Origin of the sequence: Methanomassiliicoccus sp., assembly GCA_012719175.1 — an archaeon.
In the GTDB taxonomy this organism is placed as follows: domain Archaea; phylum Thermoplasmatota; class Thermoplasmata; order Methanomassiliicoccales; family Methanomassiliicoccaceae; genus UBA6.
This window is the reverse complement of sequence record JAAYAX010000005.1, coordinates 204,594-231,288: the sequence shown is the minus strand read 5'-3', so window position 1 is coordinate 231,288 and position 26,695 is coordinate 204,594. Positions and strand designations below refer to the sequence as shown.

Annotated in this window: 25 protein-coding genes; 13 read left to right on the top strand and 12 right to left on the bottom strand. The window is 56.0% G+C overall.

From position 1 onward, the window contains the following. Nucleotides 1-5 precede the first annotated feature (5 nt). Nucleotides 6-947 (bottom strand): ABC transporter substrate-binding protein, encoded by a 942-nt coding sequence (locus GXX95_04750; protein NLT37448.1) that lies wholly within the window; start codon nucleotides 945-947, stop codon nucleotides 6-8. Between the two features lie 181 nt (nucleotides 948-1,128). On the opposite strand from GXX95_04750, the gene GXX95_04745 reads away from it, so the two are divergent. From GXX95_04745 to GXX95_04735, 3 genes are read left to right on the top strand one after another with little or no spacing between them, the layout of a single operon-like run. Beyond that, nucleotides 1,129-1,494, top strand: coding sequence for an aspartate 1-decarboxylase (locus GXX95_04745; GenBank protein NLT37447.1), 366 nt, complete (start codon nucleotides 1,129-1,131; stop codon nucleotides 1,492-1,494). Between the two features lie 8 nt (nucleotides 1,495-1,502). Further along, nucleotides 1,503-1,940, top strand: coding sequence for a ribonuclease HI family protein (locus GXX95_04740; protein NLT37446.1), 438 nt, complete (start codon nucleotides 1,503-1,505; stop codon nucleotides 1,938-1,940). Between the two features lie 37 nt (nucleotides 1,941-1,977). Further along, nucleotides 1,978-2,184: a dodecin domain-containing protein gene (locus GXX95_04735; protein NLT37445.1), complete on the top strand. Its 207-nt coding sequence runs from the start codon at nucleotides 1,978-1,980 to the stop codon at nucleotides 2,182-2,184. Between the two features lie 198 nt (nucleotides 2,185-2,382). Here the strand turns inward: GXX95_04735 and GXX95_04730 are convergent, their stop codons facing one another. Beyond that, complete coding sequence (locus GXX95_04730; protein NLT37444.1) at nucleotides 2,383-3,627, bottom strand: histidine--tRNA ligase; 1,245 nt, start codon at nucleotides 3,625-3,627, stop codon at nucleotides 2,383-2,385. A 98-nt stretch (nucleotides 3,628-3,725) separates the two neighbouring features. Here GXX95_04730 and GXX95_04725 point away from each other — a divergent pair, with 98 nt between their 5' ends. Then, nucleotides 3,726-4,358, top strand: a complete 633-nt coding sequence (locus GXX95_04725; protein NLT37443.1) for a hypothetical protein — start codon at nucleotides 3,726-3,728, stop codon at nucleotides 4,356-4,358. A 70-nt stretch (nucleotides 4,359-4,428) separates the two neighbouring features. Here the strand turns inward: GXX95_04725 and GXX95_04720 are convergent, their stop codons facing one another. Both GXX95_04720 and arcC read right to left on the bottom strand, forming a co-directional pair. Further along, nucleotides 4,429-5,544, bottom strand: a complete 1,116-nt coding sequence (locus GXX95_04720) for a GTP-binding protein (protein NLT37442.1) — start codon at nucleotides 5,542-5,544, stop codon at nucleotides 4,429-4,431. 4 nt (nucleotides 5,545-5,548) lie between these two features. Next, nucleotides 5,549-6,493 (bottom strand): carbamate kinase, encoded by a 945-nt coding sequence (arcC, locus tag GXX95_04715; protein ID NLT37441.1) that lies wholly within the window; start codon nucleotides 6,491-6,493, stop codon nucleotides 5,549-5,551. 149 nt (nucleotides 6,494-6,642) lie between these two features. On the opposite strand from arcC, the gene GXX95_04710 reads away from it, so the two are divergent. Genes GXX95_04710 through GXX95_04695 form a run of 4 tightly spaced genes read left to right on the top strand, consistent with a single transcriptional unit; the run spans nucleotide 6,643 to nucleotide 11,244 of the window. Continuing rightward, nucleotides 6,643-7,059 (top strand): hypothetical protein, encoded by a 417-nt coding sequence (locus GXX95_04710; GenBank protein ID NLT37440.1) that lies wholly within the window; start codon nucleotides 6,643-6,645, stop codon nucleotides 7,057-7,059. 33 nt (nucleotides 7,060-7,092) lie between these two features. Then, nucleotides 7,093-8,094, top strand: coding sequence for a hypothetical protein (locus GXX95_04705; protein ID NLT37439.1), 1,002 nt, complete (start codon nucleotides 7,093-7,095; stop codon nucleotides 8,092-8,094). A gap of 59 nt (nucleotides 8,095-8,153) precedes the next feature. Next, a complete protein-coding gene (locus tag GXX95_04700) occupies nucleotides 8,154-10,157 on the top strand; it encodes a DNA topoisomerase VI subunit B (protein NLT37438.1) in 2,004 nt (667 codons plus the stop codon). Further along, entirely contained in the window at nucleotides 10,144-11,244 is a 1,101-nt protein-coding gene (locus GXX95_04695; protein ID NLT37437.1) for a DNA topoisomerase IV subunit A, read from the top strand. Before GXX95_04700 ends, GXX95_04695 begins: the two co-directional genes overlap by 14 nt. Nucleotides 11,245-11,607: 363 nt before the next feature. Here GXX95_04695 and GXX95_04690 read toward each other — a convergent pair whose 3' ends face one another. From GXX95_04690 to GXX95_04680, 3 genes are all read right to left on the bottom strand, one after another. After that, nucleotides 11,608-11,835 carry a ferrous iron transport protein A gene (locus tag GXX95_04690; protein NLT37436.1) on the bottom strand — a complete coding sequence of 76 codons (228 nt, stop codon included), beginning with the start codon at nucleotides 11,833-11,835 and terminating at the stop codon, nucleotides 11,608-11,610. Nucleotide 11,836: 1 nt separating this feature from the next. Next, nucleotides 11,837-11,980, bottom strand: a complete 144-nt coding sequence (locus GXX95_04685; GenBank protein ID NLT37435.1) for a ferrous iron transport protein A — start codon at nucleotides 11,978-11,980, stop codon at nucleotides 11,837-11,839. 317 nt (nucleotides 11,981-12,297) lie between these two features. After that, nucleotides 12,298-13,842, bottom strand: coding sequence for a lysine--tRNA ligase (locus GXX95_04680; protein ID NLT37434.1), 1,545 nt, complete (start codon nucleotides 13,840-13,842; stop codon nucleotides 12,298-12,300). A gap of 212 nt (nucleotides 13,843-14,054) precedes the next feature. Between GXX95_04680 and GXX95_04675 the strand changes: the two genes are divergently transcribed. From GXX95_04675 to GXX95_04665, 3 genes are all read left to right on the top strand, one after another. Next, complete coding sequence (locus tag GXX95_04675) at nucleotides 14,055-14,333, top strand: hypothetical protein (protein ID NLT37433.1); 279 nt, start codon at nucleotides 14,055-14,057, stop codon at nucleotides 14,331-14,333. Nucleotides 14,334-14,386: 53 nt separating this feature from the next. Beyond that, nucleotides 14,387-14,557 (top strand): preprotein translocase subunit Sec61beta, encoded by a 171-nt coding sequence (locus GXX95_04670; protein NLT37432.1) that lies wholly within the window; start codon nucleotides 14,387-14,389, stop codon nucleotides 14,555-14,557. Nucleotides 14,558-14,685: 128 nt separating this feature from the next. After that, entirely contained in the window at nucleotides 14,686-15,210 is a 525-nt protein-coding gene (locus GXX95_04665) for an inorganic diphosphatase (protein ID NLT37431.1), read from the top strand. A 195-nt stretch (nucleotides 15,211-15,405) separates the two neighbouring features. Here the strand turns inward: GXX95_04665 and GXX95_04660 are convergent, their stop codons facing one another. Together GXX95_04660 and GXX95_04655 are read right to left on the bottom strand one after the other, a co-directional pair. Then, a complete protein-coding gene (locus tag GXX95_04660; GenBank protein ID NLT37430.1) occupies nucleotides 15,406-19,407 on the bottom strand; it encodes a hypothetical protein in 4,002 nt (1,333 codons plus the stop codon). 253 nt (nucleotides 19,408-19,660) lie between these two features. Further along, entirely contained in the window at nucleotides 19,661-20,740 is a 1,080-nt protein-coding gene (locus tag GXX95_04655; GenBank protein ID NLT37429.1) for a hypothetical protein, read from the bottom strand. 335 nt (nucleotides 20,741-21,075) lie between these two features. Here GXX95_04655 and GXX95_04650 point away from each other — a divergent pair, with 335 nt between their 5' ends. Next, nucleotides 21,076-21,408, top strand: a complete 333-nt coding sequence (locus GXX95_04650; protein NLT37428.1) for a hypothetical protein — start codon at nucleotides 21,076-21,078, stop codon at nucleotides 21,406-21,408. A 201-nt stretch (nucleotides 21,409-21,609) separates the two neighbouring features. On the opposite strand, the gene GXX95_04645 is transcribed toward GXX95_04650, so the two are convergent. The 3 genes from GXX95_04645 to GXX95_04635 form a co-directional block, all read right to left on the bottom strand. Then, nucleotides 21,610-22,152, bottom strand: coding sequence for a DUF4352 domain-containing protein (locus GXX95_04645; GenBank protein NLT37427.1), 543 nt, complete (start codon nucleotides 22,150-22,152; stop codon nucleotides 21,610-21,612). A 215-nt stretch (nucleotides 22,153-22,367) separates the two neighbouring features. Beyond that, nucleotides 22,368-23,480: a HAMP domain-containing histidine kinase gene (locus GXX95_04640; GenBank protein ID NLT37426.1), complete on the bottom strand. Its 1,113-nt coding sequence runs from the start codon at nucleotides 23,478-23,480 to the stop codon at nucleotides 22,368-22,370. 292 nt (nucleotides 23,481-23,772) lie between these two features. Beyond that, the gene (locus GXX95_04635) at nucleotides 23,773-24,321 is read right to left on the bottom strand and encodes a flavodoxin family protein (protein NLT37425.1); all 549 of its coding nucleotides are present in this window, start codon (nucleotides 24,319-24,321) and stop codon (nucleotides 23,773-23,775) included. 574 nt (nucleotides 24,322-24,895) lie between these two features. Between GXX95_04635 and GXX95_04630 the strand changes: the two genes are divergently transcribed. Then, nucleotides 24,896-26,602, top strand: coding sequence for a hypothetical protein (locus GXX95_04630; GenBank protein NLT37424.1), 1,707 nt, complete (start codon nucleotides 24,896-24,898; stop codon nucleotides 26,600-26,602). Nucleotides 26,603-26,695 lie beyond the last annotated feature (93 nt).

The following is a 26,695-nucleotide window of genomic DNA, read 5'->3' as shown; positions in this document are numbered from 1 at the left end:
AGGCCCTACTGGAAGAGCGTTGGATGGAACCACTTGGCCATGTTCTCCAGGGCCTCGACGACGCTGGGGCTGGTGGTCAGGGTGGTACCGTCGATCCGGTAGATCTTATCGCCCGACACCGCGGCCACTGTCGATCCCAAGTTAGCCTTGAGGTCGTCATTGCTCTTGGTGCTGGCATCCTCGATTACAATGATGTCAGGATTCTTCTCCACGATGCTCTCCGTGGAGGCCACCCAGTTCTTGGTCCCGTTATTGAAGATGTTCACTCCCCCGGCCATCTCGATGAGATCGTTGGACATGGTGCCGTTCCCCACCGTCGTTCCCCCGTATGAGGCCAGCTCCAGGTAGACCTTCGGCCTTTCGCTCTCCGAGATATTGGCCGTCTTCTCCAGGACCGCATCGATGCGGGCATTCATATCGGAGACCATCGCCTGGGCTTTCGTCTTCTCACCTATCAGCTCCCCAAGCTTGTCTATGGTCTCCAGGATGGTGGTCACGTTCTTGGGGTAGAAAGCGGCCACGGGGATCCCGGAGCTTTCCATATTGGTGATGAAGGTGGAATACATGCCGAAGTTCCATATGACCACCAGATCAGGGTCAAGGGCCAGTATCGACTCCACGCTCAGAGTGCTTACGCCCTGCAGGTTGGTGATGTTCTCCGTGCCTGTGGTGTTCTCCACTAGCCACATGGACGACTTGTCCGCGGCCACGACCTTATCCTTGGCATCAAGATCGAAGATAATCTCCGTGAATGCGGAACCCAGGGATACGATCCTCTCTGGTGCTCCCGTCAGGTTCACGGCCTTTCCTCGGTCGTCCAGGACGGATATGGTCCCCGTGGTGCCATCGCTGGCGTTGTCCTTGTTCAAATATATCATAGCGACCGCTGCGCTGGCCACTACCAGCACGGCCACTACCAACATTGCTGCTATCGCTTTTTTGCTCATGTTTATCCCCTTGTCTAGCTAACGGCCCTGTGAGGCCGATGAGCAGGAGCAGATAGACATATCGCTAAAATAACTTCTTCATGGTGGAAGATACATCTCTAATATGCTCTCACGGTAAACCTCCGAGCCTGGTTATGCTTCAAGGAAAAGTTTCTTCAACTAAAGGACCATCAATGCAATCATGCGCGTTCTCCTTCGGGGTAAGATCCACCGTGCCGTGGTCACTCAGGCCGACCCTGACTACATCGGGAGCATTATCATAGACAGCTCTCTTCTGGAGGAGGCGGACATATGGCCAGGTGAGAAGGTTCTCATCTCCGACGTCAACAACGGGGCACGGTTCGAGACCTATGTGGTCTCCGGAGAGGCGGGCTCGGGCATAATATGCGTGAACGGGGCCGCTGCCAGACTGGTCCGTGTGGGCGACCGCTTGATCATCATGGCCTTCGAGCTGGCGGACGCGCCCATAGAGCCTCGCATCGTCCTCGTTGACGATGAGAACCGGTGGACGGAGACCTTAAGGGCTCCCCGGCCTGGGAAAGCATGAGGTCCAGGATGAAGCTATTCATCTACACTGATGGCGGCTCGCGGGGCAATCCCGGACCCGCTGCCTTCGCGGTAGTGATCACTGATGAAGCGGGCAGGGTCATCAGGGAATACGGCCGCTACCTGGGAAGGATGACCAACAACGAGGCGGAATACAGCGGGGCGATAGCAGCGCTAAAGGAGGCCGAGGACCTGGGGGCTACCGAGGTGGAGGTCATCAGCGATTCTGAGGTCATGGTGCGCCAGGTCAACGGAAAATATCGGTGCAAGGCCTCCAACCTGCAGCCGTTCCTCAATGAGCTGAGGGAGCGTATGGCCAGGTTCAGACAGGTCACCTTCCGGAACGTACGGAGGGAGCATCCCATGGTGGCCCGGGCGGACGAGCTGCTTAACCGGGAGCAGGACGTTATGAGGTCCCTGCAGCCCCACGGACGACCCAATCCTTAATTGTGTTATAAGTCACTATACCTCTTCAGTGATGGATATGGTTCAGAAAATCATCGAGGTCGTGGGCATATCCTCCTCGAGCTTTGATGAGGCCGCCCAGAACGCGATCGAAGTGGCCGCAAAGACCGTGCGCGGGATACGATGGGCAAGGATGGTGGAGACCGAGTGCAAGGTGAAGGATGACAGGATCGTGGAATACCGAGCACTAATGCGAATTTACTTCGATGTAGAGACAGAAGACTAAGATCGGACCCTAGACGTCGTATCTGCATAACGGCATACAGCGATTATATCGATAGATGAATTCAGCTCAGGAACAAAACTTATATAGAAGAGCTATATTAGATATTTTTAGTGCCCGGGGTCGGTTGCTCAACTCTCCTCCTGAACAGTCGTTTTTCCTCCGAATCCCCACATGCGCCGGTCCCGGGCACTTTTCAATCTACTGGAACTCTGACCTCAGGTCTTCCTTCCTGACCAACCTCTGATCCCCAGATGACATGTCCCTTATGGCCACGGCTCCCTGGGCCAGCTCCTTCTCCCCCACAATTATGACCTTGCGGGCGTTCAGGGAGGCGGCGTGCTTGAAGTTCTTGGAGAGGCTTCGGCCCATTAGGTCGATCTCCGTCGGTACACCTTCCCTCCGCAGCTGGGCCGCTATCTGGAAAGCCTCCTCCTTCATTGAGGGGGTTACCGGTATCACGAAAGCGTCAATGACATGGAACGGGGCCTGGTAGCCCTCCCTCTCCAGCGCCAGGAGCGTGCGGTCGAAGCCAATCCCGAAACCCGTGGAGAAGGTCCTCTCCCCACCGAAAAGCTCTGTCAGGGAATACGATCCTCCGCCGCATATCTGCTTCTCCGCGCCCAGGACAGGGGCATCCATCTCGAACACCATCCCTGTGTAGTAATCTAGGCCGCGGACGACCCCCAGGTCCACCTGCACATTGTTGAACCCGTAGTAGGATAATATCTTGAAGACCTCCAGGAGATGGTCCCTGGCCTCCCCCTGGATCTTGTCCAATACATCCCTGGGACCCGAGGTCTTGGTGATCTCGATTATCCTCTCCGCCTCCTCGGCGGATATATCGGCCTCGGCCATACGTGCCGATGCCTCCTCATACTCCTTCTTGTCCAGTTTCTGGAGGATGGGCGCTGCCGAGGCCCCTTCCACCCCTGAGCTGGCCAGAAGCCCCCGGAGGACGCCTATGTGGCCAATCCGGATGTGGTAGTCCTTGAGCCCCACCCGCCTCATTATCGAGGCGGCCAGAGCGATGACCTCGGCATCGCTCTCCGGTCCGGGGTTTCCTATGAGCTCGGCACCGAACTGGTAGAACTCTCTGAACCGGCCTGACTGCGGACGCTCGTAGCGGAAGCACTGGCCGAAGTAGAACATCTTGAGGGGTCGCGGGTAATTGGTAAGTTCATTGACGTAGAAGCGCATGACCGGTGCTGTCAGCTCCGGGCGCAACGAAATGTCCCGACCTCCCTTGTCCGTGAAGGCGTATATCTCCTCCACGACGTTAGGGCCAGACTTGATGGTGAAAAGCTCGGTATGCTCGAAGATCGGTGTCGCGACCTCACGGAATCCGAACAAGGCCGCTTCCTGCCGCATCCTGCTCTCCAGAGAGCGCCTTTTTTCCATCTCCTCAGGACCGAAATCGCGGGTCCCCCGGGGCCTCTGAATCATCGCCGCCAACATGTGATGAGGTTATAAAATCATTTCCTGCCGCTCACCTGGCCTAAAAAGGGAAAGGATTAATCGACGCTATCCCATGCGCCATATCGATGAGCATGGGTGAGGAAGGTGCAAGAAAAGGTCGGAACGAAGCATGCGGGCCGACAGAGAGCCGGGTAGTGGTGCCCCGTCCACCCACGGTCAAGGTCATTATCGTGGCCGAGTCCCCATCTCCCGGCCTCATACCCATCTATCATGTCAGCAGGACCTTTGACGAGGAATCAGCCAGGAGGATGATCTTCGCGGCGGGGGAGCCCGGCAGGCTCCTGGTCAGGGTCCAGCGCTTCTTTGAGGAGATGTGGGATGCCCAAGAAGAAGAAAAGATGGAGCAGCTGCATAAGCTGTTCCGCTACGGACATCTGGTATACCTCAACCCGTCGCCCCAGGAAGAGGGCCGGGACCGCGGTCGAGATCTCGTGCGAGAAGAGGTCGACGCTCTACTGGAAGAGGGCGTCCAGGGGATAGTAGCCCTGGGAGATGTGGCCCAGAACTGGGTAAGAACGCATTATCCGCCCGAAGGGCTGATGTTCGTATTCCTCCCCCAGCCCTCCAACCATGTCTCCAGCTGGTTCCCCTCATACCTGGAGCGGACGAGCCGGGAGAGGGGCACTGACGCATTGGCCATCAGGGACGCCATGGCCGTGCAGATAGACAAGCTGATCCGCCTATGCACTGACCTTTGAAGGACATTATCTCGGTGCTTCGCCGATCGGACTAGCCCGCTTCCCCGTCAATGTGGCAGCGGACCCTGTTTCACTCGCCGCCCCGCTTCACCACGATGGTTATGATATCGCCGTTCATCAGGACGTGCTCCGTGCCCACTGTTTGACCGGGGAACTTGGCGGATTTCCCCCAAACCGTGGCATAGCGGAAGTTTCGGCGGAACGACCGGTGGATGCGGTCGCACAGATCCCCCACGGTGGAGCCTCCCATGATGACCATGGGCTCTTTCATGTCGGCATCCTGCCCCTGAGGCTTCAAGAACACATGTATGAAGTCCAGCTTCTTGTAGATGGCCTCCTTGAGGTCCTCCACGCCCAGGTCCTTGTTGGCGGCAACGTAGATGGGGTCCCATGCGCGCATTTTCTCCTTGATCCTCTGCAAGTGCACCTCGTCCACAAGGTCGATCTTGTTCACCACCGTGACCGATCGCAGGTAGACTCTGTTGCCAGTCAGGACGTCAATGAGCTGCTCCTCGTCGATGTCCTCGCGGATGATGACCTCGGCGTTCACGTAGCCGTAGGCGCCCACCATGTCCGAGGCCATCTCCTGCGTGATCTTGGTCAGGGCCACGGTGGGCTTGACCTCGATGCCTCCCTTCTCGGTCTTGGTGATGACCACGTTGGGAGGATGGGTGTTCAACCGGATGCCGGTGTTGTAGAGCTCGTTCACCAGAACGTCGATGTTCATGTCGTACACGTCGATCACGAACAGGATCAGGTCCGATGTGCGCACCACTGCCAGGACCTCTCTTCCACGACCCTTTCCGCGAGAAGCGTCGCGGATCAGGCCGGGCATGTCCAGTACCTGTATCTTGGCGAACTTGTGATACATTATTCCAGGGATGACGTCGAGAGTGGTGAAAGCGTATGCGGCCACCTCGCTCTTGGCGCCGGTGAGCTTGTTCAGCAAGGTCGACTTCCCCACACTGGGGAAGCCCACCAGGGCGACGGTGGCGTTCCCCGATTTCTTCACGGAGTATCCCTGAGCGCCACCGCCCGAGGCCGCGCGCCGCTTTTCCTGCTCCATCTTGAGGCGGGCGATCTTGGCCTTCAGAAGACCTATGTGGCCCTCGGTCTTCTTGTTCTTCTGCGTCTTGAGAATCTCATCCTCGATCGCCTTGATCTGTTCATCTATGGTAAGGGCCACACGTTCACCGGTTGACGATTTGGGTTCCCGCCTTACTTGACAATGCCGTATGTAAAAGTTCCGGTGTGGTGATTATCGCCCGCTCCCCGCCCGACCTAACGAAATCTATCGCCGCCTCCACCTTGGGACCCATCGAACCCGGCGGGAACTCTCCCTCATTTAAATGCCTCTCAGCCTCCTCTGCCGTCACCGTTCCCAGCATCCTCTCCCTAGCGGTGCCATATCCCACGTACGCGCCCTCGACGTCGGTCAGCATCACCAACAGGTCGTCCTTTAGGCTCTTGGCCAGGCAGGCGGCGGCGAGGTCCTTGTCCACCACCGCCTCCACCCCTTCCATGCGTCCTTCCTTCCACACCACGGGTATGCCCCCTCCCCCTACGGCGATGACCAGATCGTTGCCGCTGCGCACCAGCCGCCCGATCGCCGGTGCTTCCACGATGGTGATGGGTCGGGGAGAGGGTACCACTCTCCTCCACCCTCCCCGCGAGGGGTCCTCATGGAGATGCCAGCCCCTTTCGTTGGTGAGCCTCTCTGCCTCCACCTGGCCATAGTACGGGCCGATCGGCTTGCTTGGTTCCCTGAAGGCCCCATCCTCCTCGTCCACCACCACGCGGGTGAGGACGCAGGGAACGATGCGGTCGCAGCATGCCTTGCGCAGCGCCTCGGTCAGGGCCTGCTGCAGCATGAAGCCGACGAGCCCCTGAGATTCCGCTACGCACACGTCCAAGGGCATGGGAGGGACCTCGTTACGGGCGACCTCGTTCTGGATCAGGATATCTCCCACCTGGGGGCCGTTCCCATGGGTGAGCGTGATGTTGTACCCCGCCTCCACTATGGATGCAATGTGGCGGCATGTCTCCTCCAGGTTCCTCTGCTGGTTCTCCCTGGTGGCCGGCTGGCCTTTCTTCAGTATGGCGTTCCCGCCAATGGCTACCACTGCTGTCGTCATGCTTACCAGCCACTAATGTCAGGTCGAGGGGGATAAACTATGTTGTCTCCCAGGAAGGGATGCCTTTGCTCCAGGTCCTCTGCCAGTGGCCTACTACCGCCCATCGATAGGCGGAATAGCCGTCGCCGATAGTAGCAGCAGACCACATAGTGAAGGGCACCGACCGCTCGTCCCAGGAGAATGCCAGGTCGAAGGGCTACCGCATCCGGGGGTTGCTTAAGCGCATCGCCAGAACCTGCCCCGTCATAGAGTATTTCTTGAACAGGCGGGTGAGACCCAGCGCGGGAAGCATCCTCCTTATCCCTACGTCCAACGGCACGTCGATCCGGCTAAAAAGCCTCCATGTGCCTTACCAATGTATCAATGAGGTCCTTGTCCTCGGGGGCCAGGCGGAGAATCTCCGTCCTCAGGCGGTCCATGTCCACGCACAGGGTGAACTTCTCCCCATTGGCGAGACGGACCTCCTGGAGGGCTGCAGGCCGCAGGAGCTCCCTTCCCGACCTCGCTGCCCCCCTTCGTTCATCATCTCGCGAGTCTCCGATGTGGTCCCCTCCTATCGTACATAAGGTTTATACCCCTCAGTATGATGCCAGGAACCAATGTCGACGCAGGACGATCTCAAGAGCAGGTTCTTGAGGTTCAGGGAGAACAAATACGCCATCTACATCGGCCTGGCCCTGACCTTCATTGTCTGTTCGCTATTGCTCGTGTATTCCTCTTACCTTCTCTGCTTCGGCCTCTTGCTGGTCGCTCTGGCCGGATACTACATACCATACTATTTCGGGATGAGGTCCCGGAAGAAACTGGCGGTCTGGGGCATAATACTGATCCTGCTATTGGCCTTCCCCTACGCGTTCTCGCTGGTGGAGGGACAGAAGGCCTCCGCCAACAACCCCCTCAGCTCTAACGACGGCACCCTGATCAACGGTACGGTGGATCCCTTCAACGGGGACGCTAACACGGTCCACACCTTCACCGTGCTTGTGACCAATGCTAGCTATTCCGATGTCAGAGTAGTGATATTCGATGCATTGACGGGAACACTCGTGTCCAACAACACAATGACAGGGAGCGAATCTACAGGAGGCACTCTGTTCACGTTCAGCGGAACCTTGCAGAACAGGACCGCGTACTACTACTATTTCACGGCCAATAGCGGAGATGGCTGGATCACCACTAAGACGGCCAACTATGGCCCCTTTCACCTCTCCGATGCAGAACTTTATGCGCAATTGCTACCTAGGCTAATCCTTGCCCTGTTCTTGGAGGTGGGGCTGTTATACTTCCTGTTGCTGATCCTGAGCTGGTGGACCGACAAGTCCAAGGCCCGGTTGGCAGAGGCGCAGAAGAAGAGGGGAACCAGCCTCCCAGCACCCGGAAAGGAGGGCACGGAGGAGAAGTTTATCTGCTCCGAGTGCGGGGCCGAGGTACCTAGCAGCGCGTCCAAGTGTCCCCAGTGCGGGGAGAAGTTCGACGAGTCCAAGGATGAGCCAGCGGCCCCGGTCAAGAAGAAGGATGAGTTCGTGTGCACAGAGTGCGGGGCTACCGTGGACGAGAAGGCCAAGACCTGCTGGAACTGCGGAAAGGAGTTCGAGGACTGAGCCCATTTTCACCGCTCCGCGCTCAAACCTTTTATACCCTATTTCATTGAGGTAATGGGATGGCCTCTACTACAGCTCATAAACTAGCTAAGAGCCAGAAGGAGATCTCTGTCTCCGAGTTCTTCGAAAAGAACCGTCAGATCCTTGGTTTCGATTCGCCTGTCAAATCGCTCATAATGGGCATCAAGGAGGGGGTTGACAACTCCTTGGACGCCTGCGAGGAGGCCCAGATCATTCCGGACATCATCGTGAGCATCGACAAGGTTGACCAGAAGGAGTACCGGGTCATGATCGAGGATAATGGACCAGGTATAGTTTCCACCTCCATGCCCAATGTTTTCGGTCGACTCCTGTACGGCTCCAGGTTCCACGCCGTCCGCCAGTCACGTGGCCAGCAGGGTATCGGCATCTCCGCCACCATCATGTTCGGACAAATAACCACGGGGAAGGCGGCCACGGCCCGCTCCAAGGTGGAAGGGGCGGAGGCGGCGAAGGAAATTGACATCATCATTGACACCAAGAAGAACGCTCCGGTGATCCTCCGGGAGGATTTCGTACCCTGGAACGAGAAGGCCCACGGTACGCGGGTGGAGTTCTACATGAACGGGCGGTACGTCACGGGAAGGCAGTCGGTCATCGAGTACCTCCGACAAACGGCCATCGTGAACCCCCATGCCACCCTGACGTTCATTGACCCTGATGGAAAGCGCTACATCTTTGGCAGGGCGACCGAGCAGATGCCCCCTCTTGCCAAGGAGATAAAGCCACATCCTGACGGCATCGAGCTGGGCACTCTTATGAACATGATCAAGGTAACCAAGGAGAAGAGCCTGGTCAAGTTCCTGCAGAACGATTTCAACAGGATATCCGAGAGAGTGGCCAAGGAGATATGCAACGCATCCGGGTTACCGGAGACGACCAAACCGTCGAACCTTTCACTGGACTCGTCCAAGCAGCTCCTGGAGGGGATATCCAAGGTGAAGATAATGGCCCCTCAGGTGGACTGCCTTTCCCCCATTGGAGAGAATCTCATCCGCAAGGGTCTGAAGCACGTGCTGGCGGACGTGAAGCCGGAGTTCTACGCTCCTCCTGTGAGCAGGGAGCCTAAGGTCCACACCGGTAACCCCTTCCTGGTGGAGGTGGGGATCGTGTATGGAGGAGACCTATCCTCGGACCAGCCAGTGCAGATCCTCCGGTTCGCGAACCGAGTACCCTTGCTGTATCAGCAGGGTGCCTGCGTGGTCACCAAGGCCATCGAGAGCACGGACTGGAGGCGCTATGGGCTGGAACAGAGGGGAGGCTCGGGCATACCCTTTGGACCGGCCATCATACTTGTGCATGTCGCATCCACCAAGATCCCCTTCACTTCCGAGGCCAAGGAGGCCATCGCCTCCGTGCCCATCATCCAGGAGGAGATCTCCCTGGCATTGAAGGCCTGCGGGAGGAGCCTTAAGACCCATCTCAACAAGAAAGAGAGGAAGACCAAGACCCGTTCCAAGTTCGAGATCGTGCAAGTGATCATTCCGCTGATGGCGGAGAAGACCGCCAAGATCGTGGGCAAGCCCGTTCCTGATCTGAGGGGGACCCTGACCAAGATCATGAACGTAGTTTGGATCGATGACGCGGTGACCTACGATAAGGGTCGACACCGGGTAAAGGTGCTAGTCTACAATTACACCCCCAAGCAACAGAAGTTTCGCATCCACACCGTTCTGCCGAAGGGAAGCCTGGACATTGCATCGTGCAACCTCAAGCCGATGGATGTCAAGGAGGAGGGAAAAGTAACCTGGGAGCTGCCCCGCATACCCTCCACGGCGATGTACGAGGTAAGCTTCGACCTCAAGGGCATTGACTCAGAGGTCTTCTCCGAAACCGAGGTTTTCGTGTCCGGGATCAACCCTGTCGACGTCATGGGGGCCGATCCCCTTCCCGGGGACTGGGACCTCCAAGGTGTGAACTTCACCGAGGTGGAGGCGCCGGCCGTGGCGCCTACGGTGGAAGAGGAAGAGGATGAGGAGCCAGACTACGATGAGGCGGGAGAGGACCTGAATGATGAGCAATAAGCGCAACACCGAGGCCATTAAGCGGCTCTACTCCATCTCTGAATCTATCTACAAACAGCTTGACGAGGGCAAGGTGCCTAAGATGGTGCTGCCCCTCCGTACCAAGGCCAACATCAAGTTCGATACCCGCAGCAACGTGTGGAAGTATGGGGACCTGAGAGGTGCCCGCTCCGCTAAAAAGGTGAAGGGGGCGCTGATGCTTCTCCGCACCTCCTACATGCTCGAGCTCATCCAGGAGATGATCGAGACCAATAAGTCGTCCACCCTGAGAGAGGCCTATTACATATCCGAAGGATGGGGACGGGCCAAGTTCCACTCCCAGGGCGAGTCCAATCTGCTCGCAGAGGACTTGGAGATCGTCACCCAGTGCCTTCGCGAGGATTTCAAGTTGCGTCCCGAGGAGGATGGTGCCAGGGTGATAGGGGATATCAACCTGGTGGAGACGGACCGCAAGGGAAAGCAGAAGAAGCTGAACTGCCGCGACGACGTCGGTGATTCCGGATACGGCATCCCTTACAACGTGGAGAAGGAGAAGCTCGACCTCAAGGACAGCTCCGCCAAGTTCGTGATCGCCATCGAGACCGGCGGTATGTTCGACAGGCTGGTGGAGAACGGGTTCGACGAGAACTTCGATGCCGTCCTGGTGCACCTGAAGGGACAGCCGGCTCGGTCCACCCGCCGTTTCGTCAAGAGGCTGAATGAAGACCTGCATCTGCCGGTCATCGTATTCACCGACGGCGACCCGTGGTCCTTCAGGATCTATGCCTCCATAGCTTACGGAGCTATCAAGACAGCCCACCTCTCAGAGTACCTGGCGACACCTAGCGCGGAGTACATCGGCATCACCGCCTCGGACATCGAGAACTATGACCTGCCGACGGACAAGCTCACCGACATGGATACGAGGGCTCTTAACGCCGAGCTCAAGGACCCCCGGTTCAATACTGACTTTTGGAAGGGGGAGATCGACCTGATGCTGAAGCTCGGGCGGAAGTCGGAACAGCAGGCATTGGCCAAGTACGGGCTGGACTACGTCACCGATACCTATCTTCCGGACAAGCTCAGCGAGTTCGGGCTCCTGAAGTAGAGACCTGTGAATCCTGGACCGTTCACCGTGATCGCGTCATGGACGATCAGGTCCTGCACAGTGCCGGTCCCTGATGCCTGGTCGTGAAAGAGGCGGGCCGAGCTCGTATAGGAAAAAAGAGAGAAATCGGTCTCGGGCTCCAAGCTGCGCTTGCCGCCTCAGCTATCGCTTTCCCCGACTCTCTTGCCCTTATCGGTCAGTACGTAGGCGTTGGTCCAGCTGGGGGAAAGATCACAACCATTCTTGCTTCCACCGCAGTGGCAGCCCACAAATTTGTTGGAAGAACAACCCTCCAGTTCCGTCACATTCTAAATCCCCGCTCATAAGCAGGTATGCCTCCAAGGCATCTGCCATAGCTGGCCCTCAGTATGTGACCAGGATCTGATCGGCTAGACTTTTGCTCAAGGCCAGGCGGGTCCCGTTGATCCCTACGATATGGCCTTGACCGTCCGCTCTGATGACCATCCCCTTGGCCTTGTCAACGAAACCCATCTCCCTTAGGCGATTGGCGTACCAGGTCTTCCCCTTGACAGACTGCACCATTCCTTCCTGGCCTTCGTTGACCATTGACAGAGGGATCTCTTTCGACATCTCAGACCTCCTTACAGTCCAGCAGCACTGTGGCCGCCTCGCTGTCCCTGAGCGTGATGTGATAGCCTCGAACTTGGAACTCCAGGGGATCGTTCATGGGAGCACGACGGACCCTGGTCGCCTCTGCCCCAGTCGTTAGGCCCATCTCCGCCATCCTCTGCCATATTGAGCCCTTACTTCGATACGTCTTCTGGTCCCATTCCTACCAGGCTCTAGCCTGTTCATATATAGGTCGACCATCTTATCAACACATTTAGATGAGCCAAAATCTAATTTCGGATTAGCTAAATCGTGATGTACTATGTAAATTTAGGATTCCTAAAGAGAATCAACAAATTCCATACGACATGCCTACAGGCATATGGGGCGGCATGGAGCGTCGGAGCGATTGGGCCATGAAAGGTCTGGCCACAAAAGAAAGTAAGGAGGGTTGGCGGATCGTTCTATCCTTCACCGATGTACTCAGCAGGAGGCCTCTCTGATCCTTGCCAACACGAAGTCCCTGTCCAGGGTGGACAGGAAGAATCCCAGGCGTGGCCCCTGCTTTTGATTGCAGAAGATCTTGTATAAAACCTGGAACCCGCCGCGAGCCCCTATGGGGGCTCCCTTGGCACACCCATACATGGCATCATGTATGGTCTCGCCCTTCCACTCCACACCTTCCATAGCGGCGAGGAGCTCCTTGAGGAAGCTCTTCTCCTGCTCGGACAGTTCGCAGGAGGGCATGCACTCGCATACTGCGAACTTCACCTCATCGGGAGCGAAGCTGTTGAGCCAGTATCGAACGCATTCGACCCTCTGCTTCAGGATTGCCAGGTCCTCCGGGGACGCGGTGTCGGGGACCGCCCCCATGCGGCGGAGCGTGGCCAGGACGCCATCGAAGCCGTCCGTGATCTGTACCAGGGATACCAGGTGCCGGTAGGGCACCTGCAGAGGTAGGCTGGAGCGCGCCTTCTCCGGTTGAGATAGCTCGTAGGCGCGGAGGAGGTCACGGTCCCGTTCCTCGCACTGGCCCGAGTAGTACATGCATTCCACTCGATCGTACTCGTCCACCATGTCCAGGATTCCCAGGCCGGCATCGTAATCGATGTGACGTGAGGGGTTCACCCGGAGGACGATGTAGTTCATGACCGATGCGGGGGTGATGCGCAGGGCGTCCACCCCGGTGACGGTCGACCCGGTGGACTTATGCATCTGCCCCTTGCCCTTCAACTGGACGAACTCATAGGGGATGGGGTAGGGAGCTTCGAACTCGAAGATCTCCTTGGCAAGCCTCACGCCGGTGTCATAGGAGCCGCCTGCCGCCGCGTGGTCCTTTCCGAAGGGTTCACAGGTCACATCGAACACCTTCCATTTGGCGGCCCACTCGATCCTCCATGGCATCTTGCCGTCAGCCTTGCGAATATCGGCCTCGCCGGTGTGTCCGCAAGCGCACTGATATGTCACATACGGATGCTCGTACCCGGTGACCTTGGCGTGAGTGAGGCGCCCGCAGCTCTCGCAACGCGGTGAGTACGGGAAGAAGTCCTTGGGGAGGTCCCTGCCACTAACCTCCTTCAATATCCTGGCGATATCATCCTTCTTGCGAATGGCAGTATCGATCACTTCCGCGAAGCGACCGAGCTCATACTGCTCATGGGTCCACAGCACATCGCAATGAATGCCAAGCTCCTTTATGGAGTCCAGGAACGGCTGGATGTAGTGCTGGGCATAGTTCTTATGTTCCCCGCAGGGGCATGGTATGTAGGCCAAGGGCTTGCCCACCTCCGCTTCATAGCTCTCTGGAAGGAAAGGATAGCGCTTCCTCAAGGGGTCCCATGAATCCACAAGGTAGATCATGCGCACATCGGCATCCTTGTCCGAGAGGGCCTTGCGGACCGCCTCGGCGGTGATGGCCTCTCTGAGGGTTCCCACGTGAAGTGTGCCCGAGGGGGTGATGCCAGTATTGATGAGGTGCTTCCTGCCTCGTGACAGCAGGTTGTTCGCCTCTACGTCTGCCCAGTGCATGATATCAGGCAGATGCGAACAGGCCGCGCTCTAATAAACTTATCTTGGGACCGCAGGAGGTTTTTTACTCGCTGTGAACAACCGTAAATCAAAAAACAAAAGATTTTAACATACCGTTACCTATGTATTCCTTTATGACGACGATTCCTACCATTAAAACCATTGCGGTCCGACGTGCACATCAACTTCAGGCGGAGAGGCCTGGGGCGGTGGTGACCCAGGAGTTGTTGGAGGATCGAGCCATCTTGTCGGTCCAGATGAACAACAGAGTATTGGAAACGGATTTCATTGAATCACCAAAGTCCATCGCTCTGCCAAGAAGAAGCGTGGAGTATTATGATATTTTGGGCCAAGGCATAAAGTTAGGCATCATCGTGCCGGCCAAGAGGATGGAAGAGGAAAAGGCCAAGATGAAACGAATAAAAGGGCCTGACCGTATGGTCGTTATGGGCTATGACGAGGACCTTGCTGATAGGCCTCTTGTCGTTTAGGTTCCAGTTCAACAAGATTATATAACATCAAGAGTACTCACTGTTGGATCCCTATGCCAGCGAAGAGCAAGAAGAACACAGGATTCCAGTCCGCGGCTGGTCTGATACGTTACTTTGACAATGAGGTGGAGAAAGGGCCGGTCCTGAAGCCCTGGTTCGTGGTGGGAAGTATCATTGCCCTTGTTGCCATAGTATCACTGGCTAAGTTCATCTGGCCGGTCTAATAAAATAAAATAATTCCAATGATCGTGCGTAACCGCACACCATCATTATTTCTCTCAGTATCTCGATTCTCTGTAAAAAACATTAAATGGGACCTGCATGGTGCAGGGTCGAAGTGGATAATATGACAATGTGGAAAGAACTGCCTGTGGGCAAGGACCCGCCTAACCTGATCAACGTGATCGTTGAGACCCCCAAAGGCAGTAAGAACAAGTATGAGGTGTCCAAGGAGCATGACGCCATCATACTGGACAGGGTCCTGCATTCAAGCGTGGTCTTCCCTCTGGAGTACGGCATGGTTCCCCGAACGTTCTACGAGGATGGTGACGCCATCGATGCCATGGTGGTCATGTCCGAGGCGACCTTCACAGGATGCATCATCGAGGCCCGGCCCATTGGTGTGCTGAGGATGCGGGACGAGAACGGTGCTGACGATAAGGTACTATGTGTAGCTGTTAAGGACCCTCGAACCAGGGAGTACCTTGACCTTACTGACCTTCCGACGCACTACCTCGATGAGATCGCAGAGTTCTTCCGAACCTACAAGCACCTGGAAGAGGGCAAGAACACCGAGGTCCTGGGATGGGAGGGTAAGAAGTCTGGCATCCAATGCATCCTGGACGGAATGGCCCTGTTCAAGAAGAACTTTGATTAGACCGTTCTGATCAATAAAACGATTCGTCCCCCTTCGGGGACCTAGCTTCTTGTTTTTCCTCGTTCATCGCATCGGCGATTTTCTGTCAGTTCTACGAGGAACGACATATGGGCCTGAAAAATAATCGATAGGCCTCATCATATTCACTCTCCCTTTTCTTGGAAGAAGGGTTGTGAATCCATATCGAGACCGTTCTCACTTGTTAGGTGCCCGTCTGAACGATAGTATGCCCTTTCCCACCAGGATGAAGACCGTACCCACCGCTATCATGACACCGGCGGCCATCATCACGATCTCCGTCATCTGGATCCCCTCTTCCCCATGCAAGCTCTGTGAAGAGGACCCGGGTACCACGCTGACCTCGTTGGAGGGATTGCTCTCCGAGGTGGAGTTGAGGGCGGTGACCATGTAGTAGTATGGTACGCCGCTCTCCGCGTACTCGTCCGTATAGGTCGTCGAGGAGCTCACGTCGTACAACGTCTCGCTCCCGCTCTGAATGCCCCTGTATATACGGTAACCGAGGATGTCCGCAGAGGAGGGATTCGGATCGGTCCAGGTAAGGATGATGTTCCCGTTCGTCCTGGCTGCTAGGAGATCGACGACAGCGAGCGGTTTGGCCACAGGTTCTGAGGTGATGGCGGCCGACATGGGCCCCTCTCCCACCTGGTTGACGGCCGAGACCTTGTAATAATAGGTGACCCCGTTCTCGAGGCCAGTATGAACGTAGCTGCTCCCGGTGACAGGGACCATCTCGTAGCTACCATTGGGGATGATGCTCCAGTACAGCTTGTATCCTATAATGGTGGCGCCCCCGTTATTGTAGGGCAGGCTCCAGGAGAGGATGATTAGCCCGTCGCCGGGGTTGGCCCTGAGATTGACAGGTGAGCCGGGGACGGTGGTGGGAACGGCCGATACCTCATCTGACCTCATTCCCTCACCCGTGGCGTTCACAGCGCTGACCTGATAGTAGTAGCTCCTTCCGTTCACCAGATCGATGTTGAGATAGTTGTTGATGCTGACCGTTGTCAACAATGTCTCCCCACCGGGGGCTGTAGAGGAGTACACCCTGTAGGTTATGTCCGACCCATCACCGGATTCGGCCTCATCCCATTGAAGTTGAATTTGCCCATCACCAGATGTGGCGATAAGGCCGGTCACCTTCGAAGGAGGTGTCAAGGTGGCGGAGGACATGGCATCGGACATCGCCCCCTCGCCCACCGGGTTTACCGCGCTAACGCGGTACCAGTAGGTGGTAGAGTCCAGCAATCCGGTGTCTGTGAACATGAATGCGGCGGTGCTGATAACTAGCTTGTAAGCGCCGCTCTCCGACGATGAACGGTAGATCTTGTAGCTGGTTATGCTAGATCCGCCGTTGAAGGGGGCCTCCCAGCTCAAGGCCGATTGCCTCACTCCAGGGACGATGGACACGCTGACGACCTTGGAGGGCACGTTGGCCGGCACCGCTGATAGAGGTCCATTGGTCTCACCTTCGAAGAGGGAGTTGACCGCCGATACCCAGTAGTGATGGGTGATGCCGTTCTCCAGCCCGTTGTCGATATACTCGGTCCCGTTCACGGCGGCAATGGTCTCCACCGGCCCCGTGGATAGCGCGCGGTAGATGCGGTAACCTACGAGGTAGCTGCCGCCCAGGTCGGCAGGGGCGCTCCACGTCAGGGTGATGCGATGTGATGATGGGGTGATGGTCAGTGATTGCGGCTCCCCTGGGGCCCGTATCATGACTGCCGAGGCCGTATCGGCCTGACCTTCACCGACCATGTTATTGGCCGATACAGAGTAGATGTAGCTCACACCGTTCTCCGGATCTGGGTCGTCATATTCTGTATCAGTGACCTGAGCGATAGATATCATGCTCTCGGCACTGGTCCCACGGTACACTCGATAGGAGGTTATCTCCGCTCCTCCATTGGTGGAAGATGGGGCCCATGACAGGTGCATGTTCACACCGGTGGGCTGCACCGAAAGGTTCACAGGCTTTCCCGGAAGGCCCAGCGTGGTGGCGCTGACCTCGAGTGAGGGCGACCCCTCTCCCCTCTCGTTTAGGGCGGTGATGCGGTAGTAATAGGCCGTCCCGTCCGACAGGCCGCTGTCCAGGAAGGTGAAGATGTTGCCGACTGAGGCGAAGAAGACCTCCTGACCAGAGGCTACCCCACGATAGATGGCATACCCAGTGATGTTCGTTCCTCCGTTGAACGAGGGAGCGGTCCATGTCAGATTGACAGAGCGCAGGCCGCCGATGGCTGCGAGCGCGGGTGCGTCCGGCACGCGAGCGGGCATGACCTGGACCTCCTCCGAGGACGAGCCTTCGCCCAGGCCGTTCACCGCCCGAACGATGTAGCCATATTGGTGACCGTTCTGCAGACCGGTGTCAAGGTACGGGGAGGGGACGAGGGAGGCGACCAGGCTCCAACTGCCTGAGGTGTTACGATATACGTTGTAGCCGATTACTGAGGAGCCGCCGCTGTAAGAGGGCGCCGACCAACTTAACGTGGCGAAGGAGTCACCGCTGGAGACGATGACGTTCTGAGGTGCTCCCGGCTTGTCAATGGTGCGAGCAGAGACCTCCGAGGATATGGGGCCATCGCCTTGGCTGTTGATCGCCCGTATCTTGTAATAGTAAAGCATGTTGTCCGGCAGGCCTGGATCCACGTAGGTGGTGTTCGGCCCTATCAGCTTCAACAACGATTCCCCTCCAGAGGCGGAACCGCGATAGATCTTGTAACCGGTGACAGCAGTCCCGCCGTCGCTGGGGGCCGTCCACGTCAGGGTGATGCTCTTGGCCCCGCCAACCGCGGTAAGCTCCGAGGGGGCGGAAGGGACGCTGAGGGGGGTGGCGAACACGGTGGGGGATCGGGGACCCTCACCGATGGCGGTCACCGCGGATATGGTGTAGTAATACCTCACTCCATTGGTCAGCTCGGAATGGACGAAGGTGGTGGCATTGGTAAGGGTATCGATGCGGTTGGTGGCACCGGTGGGGGTCACGCTCCAATATACATTATAGCGCAAGATTGTGGAACCACCGCTGGAGGGCGTGTTCCAGGACAGGGTCACCTTGGCTGCTGAGCCTGCAGCGGTCACCTGCGAGGGTGCCTCGGGCACGGTCGCCGGCACGACACTGACAGTATAGGATTTGGTACCCTCGCCGGCCCCCGTGACCGCGCTTACCAGATAATAGTAGGTCCTACCGTTGGTAAGACCGTTGTCCATGAACGAGGTGATCGTGGAGTTGGAGATGAATATCTCCGTTCCTGGAGTGGTGCCGCGATAGATCCGATAGTACAGTATGGAGGTGCCGCCGTCTACGGTCGGCGCCAACCATGTGAGTATGGCAGCCTGATCGGCCCTTGTGGCCAGCAGGTCCGTGGGGGCGTACGGTGTGGTCAAGGGGGTGGAGGAGACCTCACCGGACGGCTGTCCGGCACCATTGCTGTTGGACACCCTTACTTTGTAGTAGTAGGTCTGTCCGTTGATGAGGTCGGTATCCTTGAAGTTCAAGGTGGCGGTGTTCCATAGGAACGTCTCCTGGCCGCTCTCCGTACCGCGGTAGATCAGATAGCCCGTGATAGGGGTGCCCCCGGTGTGGCTGGGCGCCGTCCAGTTGAGGGTCACAGACGCGTTGCCGGCCACCGCCATAAGGCCGGTGACAGGGCCTGGAACGTCGGCGACCGTCACCAAGATCTCCTCGGTACACCCGCCCTCTCCGAAAGCATTCTCGGCGCTGACCATGTAGTAGTACACCCTACCGATGGTCAGACCGGTATCGGTGAAAGTGGTAACGGTGGTATTGGCCAGGAAGATCTCGGTGCCGGAGGTGGCGCTGCGGTAGATCTTGTACTGTATTACAGGCAGGCCACCATCATCATAGGGGGCAAGCCAGGTCAAGGTGATGCTGGATACGCCCGATGACCCCTCGAAGGCAGAAGGGACGCCAGGTACTGAGAGGGGTGTGGCGGACACCTCGTTGGACATCTCTCCCGGGCCCGCTTCATTTACCGCGGCCACCTGGTAATAATAGGTCCTGCCGTTGACCAATCCAGTGTTGGTGTAGATGAGGATATCTTCCTCCTGAACGGAGTCGAAGTAGGTCTCCGTGCCGGGCGCCTCCCCTCTGTATATGTTATAACCGGTTATGGGGGAGCCATTGTCGTTGGGGAGGGTCCACTTTAAACTTACCATGCCGCTGCCAGTAGATTCGATCTCGAGAACGGGAGCAGAGGGAGCCAAATATCCATCCACAGGAGGGATGGCCGCCAGAAGGATGCAACACAGCATCAGAACAGCAAATATTCGCTGAGCGGTAGGCCTAGAACTCACTTCGATAGCTCCCTTTATCCTGTCAAGCAGCGAAAAGTGGGATATTTGTAGGTATTCGACTGACTATCATCTATGATAGTCGATAAAAACCACCATGGCCTGCATCAGACGTCCCTCACTGGGGTTCAACGATGAGGGGATGGGTGAGCACCCCGGCCCGGGGATGGACCTGAAAACGTAGAAATTCCGAAGCACCCTGGTGAGCCTGCTGGTACCTCTTTATCTGCAAGATTCCCTCCTCTCCGGAGGGCAGAGATAGCTGCAGTTCTGATTCCAGCCTCAGGGGGAGTATTCCCTTCTGACCGTCGTTGACCACCAAGAACACCGCTTTGCCCATGCCGTTCAGGTTCTGAACGAATTCCAGGAACCTAATGCAGTTGGCCTCTTCGAAGCGATCCCCCAGGAAATCGGACAGGGAGTCTATGATGAGGACGTCTGACGTCTGAAGCTGCTCTGAGCCCATCAGCTTGTCCAGGAGGCCGTCACGGGTTCCTCTGCCCTCGATAAGCGGAAAGACCGGCACGCACAGTAGGCGACGGTCAGGGAGATAGGTGGCGATGCGTTGGTCCCTTCCGAACATCTCCATCACTAAGCCCTGGACGGACTGTGAGGTGGTGACGTAGGTTACCGATCGGCCGTTCTCTAGGATCCCAAGGGCGACCTGTTGCAGCAGCTCCCGGGCCTTCTGGCCCTTCTCCCCCTCTACCAGCACCAGCGCACCTCCGGAGATGGATTCCATCGGCCCGTCCACGACGAGAGGCAGGTCATCCATATGCTGAGGAGAAGATGCCACGACGTCGCCCTCCTCCACCATCCCTAAGCCGTCATCGGATGGTAACATACTGGGCATGGTCTTATCCAGAGGCTCATCGCTGGCTTCATCATCCATGGCCTCGAGGGTATCGTTTTGCTCACCACCTACCGGGGAAGGTAGCGTTGAGAGCTCTGTCAGGGAAAGGTCCTCCACAGCCTCCTCAGGTCTCGCGGTCGTGACCGGATCATAGTCCAGTGTGGGAAGGTCCAACCCCTCCCGCGTATCTGCGAGGATGTCAGTGTCCAATTCCACGACGGCTCCTGCGGCATCGGCCTCCCCACGGGGCAGCTCAATGCTGACCGTTGGTAGGAACAGGTTCTTGTCAAAAAGGACGATCCTACGTTCCTCCCAGAGGATCGTCTTTCGCTCCTCTTTGTTCATATCGTCCGTTTTCCCCGTGACGCCTTTCCGACGACGATTGGGAAAGGCGACATCTATCTTCGGAAGCAGTAGTAACATCACGGTCGCTAGGAGCGGGTGCCGATGCTCGCAGCCGGAGTTTGACCTACTTCCGGTGGGGGACGATATCATCTGCCGACCATTTATCGAGGTGTTTAAATCCTTGTTGTTTTCGGAATCAGGAACGTTATTGACCTAGAGACATTAACAAAATGAGGTTGAAAAGCAAAGTTTCGTTCTGGTCCACCCCCATGTTGATTTCTTATTACTAACTTGCTTCGTCCATTTTTAATATCTTTAGAACAGATAGTTCGACCATGGCCGAATTGTTCGATACTGCAATTGGTTTCCTTGCTGCATTGATCGTCAGCACGCTGGTGATCTACATTGTAACCAAGTTGACCGGAGAGAAGGAGGGATTGGTCACCGCCCTTATCGCAGCGATCGTGGGGACTGTGATCTATACTCTGGTTTATTGGATCCTAGGAGACGGTTTACTGGCTGCGATCGTGGGAGGCGTCGTATGGTTGTTGGCGCTGAAGGCCCTGTACAAGATCGGTTGGCTCAAGGCCCTGCTCATAGCGATCATCGTATGGATACTGGCAGCGATCGTCGGATGGATCCTACCGACACTGAAAGGACCGTTCTAATGGCGGAAGTGAATTGCGATATCGGTAGCCCGTAGTACAAACACATCCAGGCTTGTCGCCGTCCTCCGTCGACCTCCGGCAGCAAATATCTTGCATAGGGGGATCGATGATAAGCTCAGTATTTAGCACGCTCCTCCGGCGATCAGGCCTGGTAGTTCCAGCTCTCCTCGGCGATCGCCGCCGCGGAGGGAAAGGATGACATCAGACCAGATCTACTATGAGAGGGTCCGCCCCCCAGTATTCTAGCATGGTGGGGGCGGCATCTGCGACGATCTCGAAGGGCATGTGGAAGGTTACTGTTCCCCCGGCAGGTATGACGTCCGGAATATCGCTCGCGACATTGGCAGTGATGGTGTTCATCAGATCGTCGGAGGTGTAAAGGTTCCAGCTATCGGATATGATGCTGAGCTCTTCCTCGAGATGGTTCGTAACACTCACGTTCAAGATCACATACCGGTTCCCCTCGAAAGGGTCCGCTTTGATCTCCAGAGGCGAGCTTTCCGATCCGTTCACAGAAATGATCTCGTTGACGACTGTGGACATCTGTAAGTTGGATGCTTGGTGCACCGTCGTTGTCGTTTTATCTGGTACATCGATGGTCTCGGTATTTCCTTGATCGTCAGAACCCTCCTTGACATCAATGACTTCTCTCTCTTTCCCATTCAAACTCGCCGCAGCCACGATGATAATCGCCGCAGCAGCAAAAACCCCTATGATCAGGAGAACCTTTTTGGATATCGCCATGGTTCCATCCTCCGACCAGGGAGCCTTTAAAGCCATATAATATTAACCTCTGAGACCATAGTTGCAGGATGGGAGCGAATTATTGAGGGATAGGGCTTTAGCCACATGGCCAGGGAAGTCCCTACAACGAATTGATGTAAACAGGCCATCAAGGACGTCTTCGCTCATTGCTGAACAGGTCATTCAATGTGTTTTGTTGAATCGGAGGTGTAAACTTAAGATGATCGATATGCGCCAGGGGGGACGCTTATGGTGAAGCGCGCACCTTTACCGTAGATCCCGTCCTCCTCCATTCCGATGCCCGTCACATTCAAAATTTTTCGTATGAGGTAGAGTCCATGGACCCGCTCATCCGTCGGATTGCGCTCGAATATGGATCCCTTCTTGTCTGCGGATATCCCCTTACCATTGTCCTCCCAGATGATTTTGAGGACATTCCCTTCCGAACAATGGTTAACGGTGATCCGGTCTACGCCGGTTCCGTGCTTCTCAGCATTGTCCATTAAGTTGAAGAACACTTTGGGAAGGAGGGGGTCAGCAAGGATGGACAGCCCCTTAACATCGGCCCTGATAGGTATGCGGGGATTGTTCAACTTCTCCAATATTGGAGTTAGCTGTTGCCATTCCGGTTCCTTCACGGCAACCCGAGCATAGTCCTTGGATAGCTCGAGGGTTCTAGAAATGATATTGACCGAACGATCCATTCTCGATATCGATTCCTTGACCTTTTCATCCAAAGGTCGATTACTTATCAATGCTAAGGAGCCGTTCAGGACCATTAGCTGGTTTGTAATATCATGGTAAGTGATGCCTACCATGGTGTAGAGCTTGTCATTGATGGACATTATCTCGAAGTTGGCCTTCTCCAACCGCTGATTGGCGTCCTTAAGGTCCTTGGTCCGTTCGATCACGGTCTCTTCTAGCTGGCTGTAGTACTCCGCCAAGGCCTCATCGTCACGCTGTCTCTCTATCTCGTGGGCGGTCCTCAGGGCCACGATCTGCAATACGTTCTTCGCAAGCTCAATGTCCTCGATCGGTTTGTTCCCCATGATGGCGATCAGGCCTATGGGCTTCCCTTTGGAGTCCCAGAGAGGAATGCCCATGTATGAGTCCACGTTCATCTGGACCAGCAAGTCATCATCGGGAAAGAGCGCCTGAACGCCGCAATTGAAAACGCAGAGCTTCTTATCCATCACATTCTCGCAGGGAGTGGTCGCCAGATCATACTCGATGTTGTGAACGACCGCCCCGTTGGCGTAAAGTCCGATGGTCTTGGCCCTCGTTCCTGAGGGCATGAGCTCATCGACGAGAGCGTATTCTACCTCCAAAGATTTGCCAAGGAACTCAACAAGGGAATTAAGATATGATTTTCCGGATTCCACCCACCCCTGCTGGGCAATGAAATATAATGTATCTCTCAACAATTCGTCTTTGGAGAGCATTGCAGTCGAATTAGATTTTGATTCACCATATATAGTAATTTTTATTAAATTTTTTTAAAGTGATTTTCAAGGGCCGATCTAAATGCCGATCTTTAATTGGATCTTAAGCCATCGATCATCTTAGTCCGATCGATCGTTATTAAAAATATTTTATGAAATATAAAAAAAATGAAGGGGGTCACAGGCTCGCACCCAATGACCTAGCCTCCTTCAGCAGTTCGGTTCGCATTCTCGCTGTTGATGGGTTCTCACCATCATCCAGGTGGATCTCTCCTTTGATCTGAAAGCCGTACATCTTCAACACCATGTCGAACTCGTTGAAGACCGGGTCGAACATATTGGCATCCGGATTCCCTTGGCTGGTGATCACCACGGCCTTCTTTCCAGGCGCCAGGCGGACCTTGAAATCAGCGTCTAGGAACATGTACAGCCTATCGATGAAAGTGCGGAATTGACTGCAGAACTGGAAGTAGTATATCGGGGACCCGAACACGACGGCATCCGCCCCCTCCATGGCATACATGAGGGTGACGAGATCATCATGCTGCCTACATCGGCCGCTCTTCTTGCAGAACATGCATGCCTGGCATCCGGAATATTTCATCTCGTTCAGGCCGAACTTCTCTACCTGGTGTCCTGCCAACAAGGCCCCGTCGAGCACTTCCTGCACAAGCGTGTCCACATTACCGCCCTTGCGAGGGCTTGCCATGATACCGATCACCTTCATGATATCGCGACCCAGATGCCCATGCCCTTACAACTATATATTACAATAATTATTTATACCAACTAACGACCTGATGGCCAGCACACCTATAGGGGCTAGAAGGCCAGTGACGATCAAGTGTAGAGATCTGTCTTTGTTTTTTAGAGCAGGCAAAGTCAAAGAAATATTGGCTGGCGAAAGAACGCTGGATGAGGACCTATCACCTTTTACTTGGGCTCGCTCTGGACCTTCGATCATTTTAATAAAGAGCGTGGAAACCGGGGCGTTTAGATCGTCGATTCTTAATTGCGTCATCACGTATCCTCTCGGGATCGAACGTTCCTCACCCCCTCCCCTGTGGGTGGTTCGCTCCTGATCCTTGATGCTTCGAACCCATAGGCTTGAAGAGCTGATCCTAACCAGTGGAGAGCGCTATTGCGCAGGGACGGGTTGATCGTTCGATGAATGTCGAAAAGCACCCCATAGGCGAACTATTCTCCGGAAAGTATTAAGAAAGTCCAATGATGATTAGAGGTCCGTGACCACTGGCAAGTTGTGTTCCGCTCTAGTGTTACTATTGTGTACACTATTGATCATGACGGTATTTTCGACCGGGATCTCTGCGGCCGATACGCCGGCAGAGAAGACATTCATCAGCGAGGGTGCGGAGGAGGGCACCTTTGAAGAGTGGAATGTGCAATGGGACAAGAGGGATAACAATCCTGAATCCAGCACGGATACGTGGTGTCGCACCACGCACACAGCCCATAGTGGCAGTTTTTCCATTTACTGCGCGAAGAGCGGGTATAATACTCACTACCTCAACGGCACCGGCGTCCAGCCATTGAACGCCGATATACTCAGCAATGGCGGTGGTGGAGATCCAGCGAACCTTGTTATGCGCTACGATACTGACATGGATGCGGTCATGCGCAAATATGTTTCCGGAGCGACATATTACAACAATATCACCATGACGTTCTGGTTCTACTCTGATACCGGAATATCGGACGCGAAGAGGCCCGAGACCGGAACGGCCGTGGGGTATGATTTCCTCAGCGCCTTCTACTACACGGGCAGCAACACTAGCCTGACGAAGCATGTCGTGTGGACCTGCACGCAGGAGCAGGCCCTCGCCAAGTCCTGGCTACCGGTGACGCTCACATTGCCCAACACCCTTACGTGGGTAGGCTTCGAGTTCGTCTCCGGCGATACCCCTCCACAGGATGGAGATCCCGTTGAGGCCTTCATATCCTATGGAGTCCACAACAACCCGCAGTTCCAGACGGCGATGAAGGAAGGAGTGTACCTGGACGATATCACCGTGGTCGGCACCGATCCCGTGACGGCGGTGCCCCTCATCACCTCCGTGGGCGATCTCAGCCCCTACCAGACCACCAGCTCTTTCCCTGTCCCCTTCGAGGATAACGATCCCCTTCGCCTCACCATGGATTGGGTCTATCTATGGTACCGTGTCAACGGCACCGGTAACTGGGCCAAGTACACCACCGTCGAGAAGCCGTTCGGTGCCTTCGTCACCAGCCCCATAATGTTCGAGGCCACCCAGGATGGGACGTACGAGTTCTTCACCCAGGGCAAGGAGATCAGCAACTGGACCGAGACGAAACGAGACGTGGCAGATGCCACCACCATCGTTGATACGGTCCTTCCATCGACAACGATACAAGTGTCTGGGGACCTGAGCAGTGGACAATACCTGGGTGCGGCGGCGTTCTCACTCACCTCCACGGACAGCGGATCAGGCGTCAACCAGACCCTATATCGTATTGATGGTGGCACGTGGGCAGCATATTCCCGGCCTGTGGGAATAGCCACAACTGGCACTCACACCGTGGAATATTATGCCAAGGATATGGCCGGAAACACCGAGGCCATACATGAGGAGGTTTTCGCTATCTCCTCGGGACAGCCTGGAATCGTGTTCCAGAACACCGACACGCCATTCTCCGGCAACAATGTCACTGTCGATTTCACCGTGGCCGGTGAGGGTAGCATTGTCAAGCTCGAGTACTCGCTCGATGGCGGCAACTACATTGAGCTGGACCCCAACGCCACATCAGTGACCTTTACGGGCTTGAGCGAGGGAGACCACACTCTGGCGATCAAAGCCACCAACGATGCAGATGCCGTATTGACGGGCGAGACCACCTTTGCGGTTGGTGCCTCTAGCTCCGACGATCTCGGCTCGCTGCTGAGTAACCCCTTAGTGCTCGGCGGTATCGCGGCAGTCGTGGTAGCTGCTGTGGTCGGTGGCGTCTGGTTCATGAGACGCAAGAAGTAAAGGGTGAACAAACACCCCCTTTCTCAAATTTTTTATCTCTTTTTTTATGCAGCTCCAGGAGGCCCTAGGTGCATCCAGGCTATGATGTTCATG

Excerpts from the sequence above, each read along its gene's own strand:
- GXX95_04750 (NLT37448.1), bottom strand. The coding sequence starts at position 947 with ATGAGCAAAAAAGCGATAGCAGCAATGTTGGTAGTGGCCGTGCTGGTA.
- GXX95_04745 (NLT37447.1), top strand. The coding sequence starts at position 1,129 with ATGCGCGTTCTCCTTCGGGGTAAGATCCACCGTGCCGTGGTCACTCAG.
- GXX95_04740 (NLT37446.1), top strand. The coding sequence starts at position 1,503 with ATGAAGCTATTCATCTACACTGATGGCGGCTCGCGGGGCAATCCCGGA.
- GXX95_04735 (NLT37445.1), top strand. The coding sequence starts at position 1,978 with ATGGTTCAGAAAATCATCGAGGTCGTGGGCATATCCTCCTCGAGCTTT.
- GXX95_04730 (NLT37444.1), bottom strand. The coding sequence starts at position 3,627 with ATGATTCAGAGGCCCCGGGGGACCCGCGATTTCGGTCCTGAGGAGATG.
- GXX95_04725 (NLT37443.1), top strand. The coding sequence starts at position 3,726 with ATGAGCATGGGTGAGGAAGGTGCAAGAAAAGGTCGGAACGAAGCATGC.
- arcC (NLT37441.1), bottom strand. The coding sequence starts at position 6,493 with ATGACGACAGCAGTGGTAGCCATTGGCGGGAACGCCATACTGAAGAAA.
- GXX95_04705 (NLT37439.1), top strand. The coding sequence starts at position 7,093 with ATGTCGACGCAGGACGATCTCAAGAGCAGGTTCTTGAGGTTCAGGGAG.
- GXX95_04700 (NLT37438.1), top strand. The coding sequence starts at position 8,154 with ATGGCCTCTACTACAGCTCATAAACTAGCTAAGAGCCAGAAGGAGATC.
- GXX95_04695 (NLT37437.1), top strand. The coding sequence starts at position 10,144 with ATGATGAGCAATAAGCGCAACACCGAGGCCATTAAGCGGCTCTACTCC.
- GXX95_04690 (NLT37436.1), bottom strand. The coding sequence starts at position 11,835 with ATGTCGAAAGAGATCCCTCTGTCAATGGTCAACGAAGGCCAGGAAGGA.
- GXX95_04685 (NLT37435.1), bottom strand. The coding sequence starts at position 11,980 with ATGGGCCTAACGACTGGGGCAGAGGCGACCAGGGTCCGTCGTGCTCCC.
- GXX95_04680 (NLT37434.1), bottom strand. The coding sequence starts at position 13,842 with ATGCACTGGGCAGACGTAGAGGCGAACAACCTGCTGTCACGAGGCAGG.
- GXX95_04670 (NLT37432.1), top strand. The coding sequence starts at position 14,387 with ATGCCAGCGAAGAGCAAGAAGAACACAGGATTCCAGTCCGCGGCTGGT.
- GXX95_04665 (NLT37431.1), top strand. The coding sequence starts at position 14,686 with ATGTGGAAAGAACTGCCTGTGGGCAAGGACCCGCCTAACCTGATCAAC.
- GXX95_04660 (NLT37430.1), bottom strand. The coding sequence starts at position 19,407 with ATGGTAAGTTTAAAGTGGACCCTCCCCAACGACAATGGCTCCCCCATA.
- GXX95_04655 (NLT37429.1), bottom strand. The coding sequence starts at position 20,740 with ATGAACAAAGAGGAGCGAAAGACGATCCTCTGGGAGGAACGTAGGATC.
- GXX95_04650 (NLT37428.1), top strand. The coding sequence starts at position 21,076 with ATGGCCGAATTGTTCGATACTGCAATTGGTTTCCTTGCTGCATTGATC.
- GXX95_04645 (NLT37427.1), bottom strand. The coding sequence starts at position 22,152 with ATGGCGATATCCAAAAAGGTTCTCCTGATCATAGGGGTTTTTGCTGCT.
- GXX95_04635 (NLT37425.1), bottom strand. The coding sequence starts at position 24,321 with ATGAAGGTGATCGGTATCATGGCAAGCCCTCGCAAGGGCGGTAATGTG.
- GXX95_04630 (NLT37424.1), top strand. The coding sequence starts at position 24,896 with ATGACGGTATTTTCGACCGGGATCTCTGCGGCCGATACGCCGGCAGAG.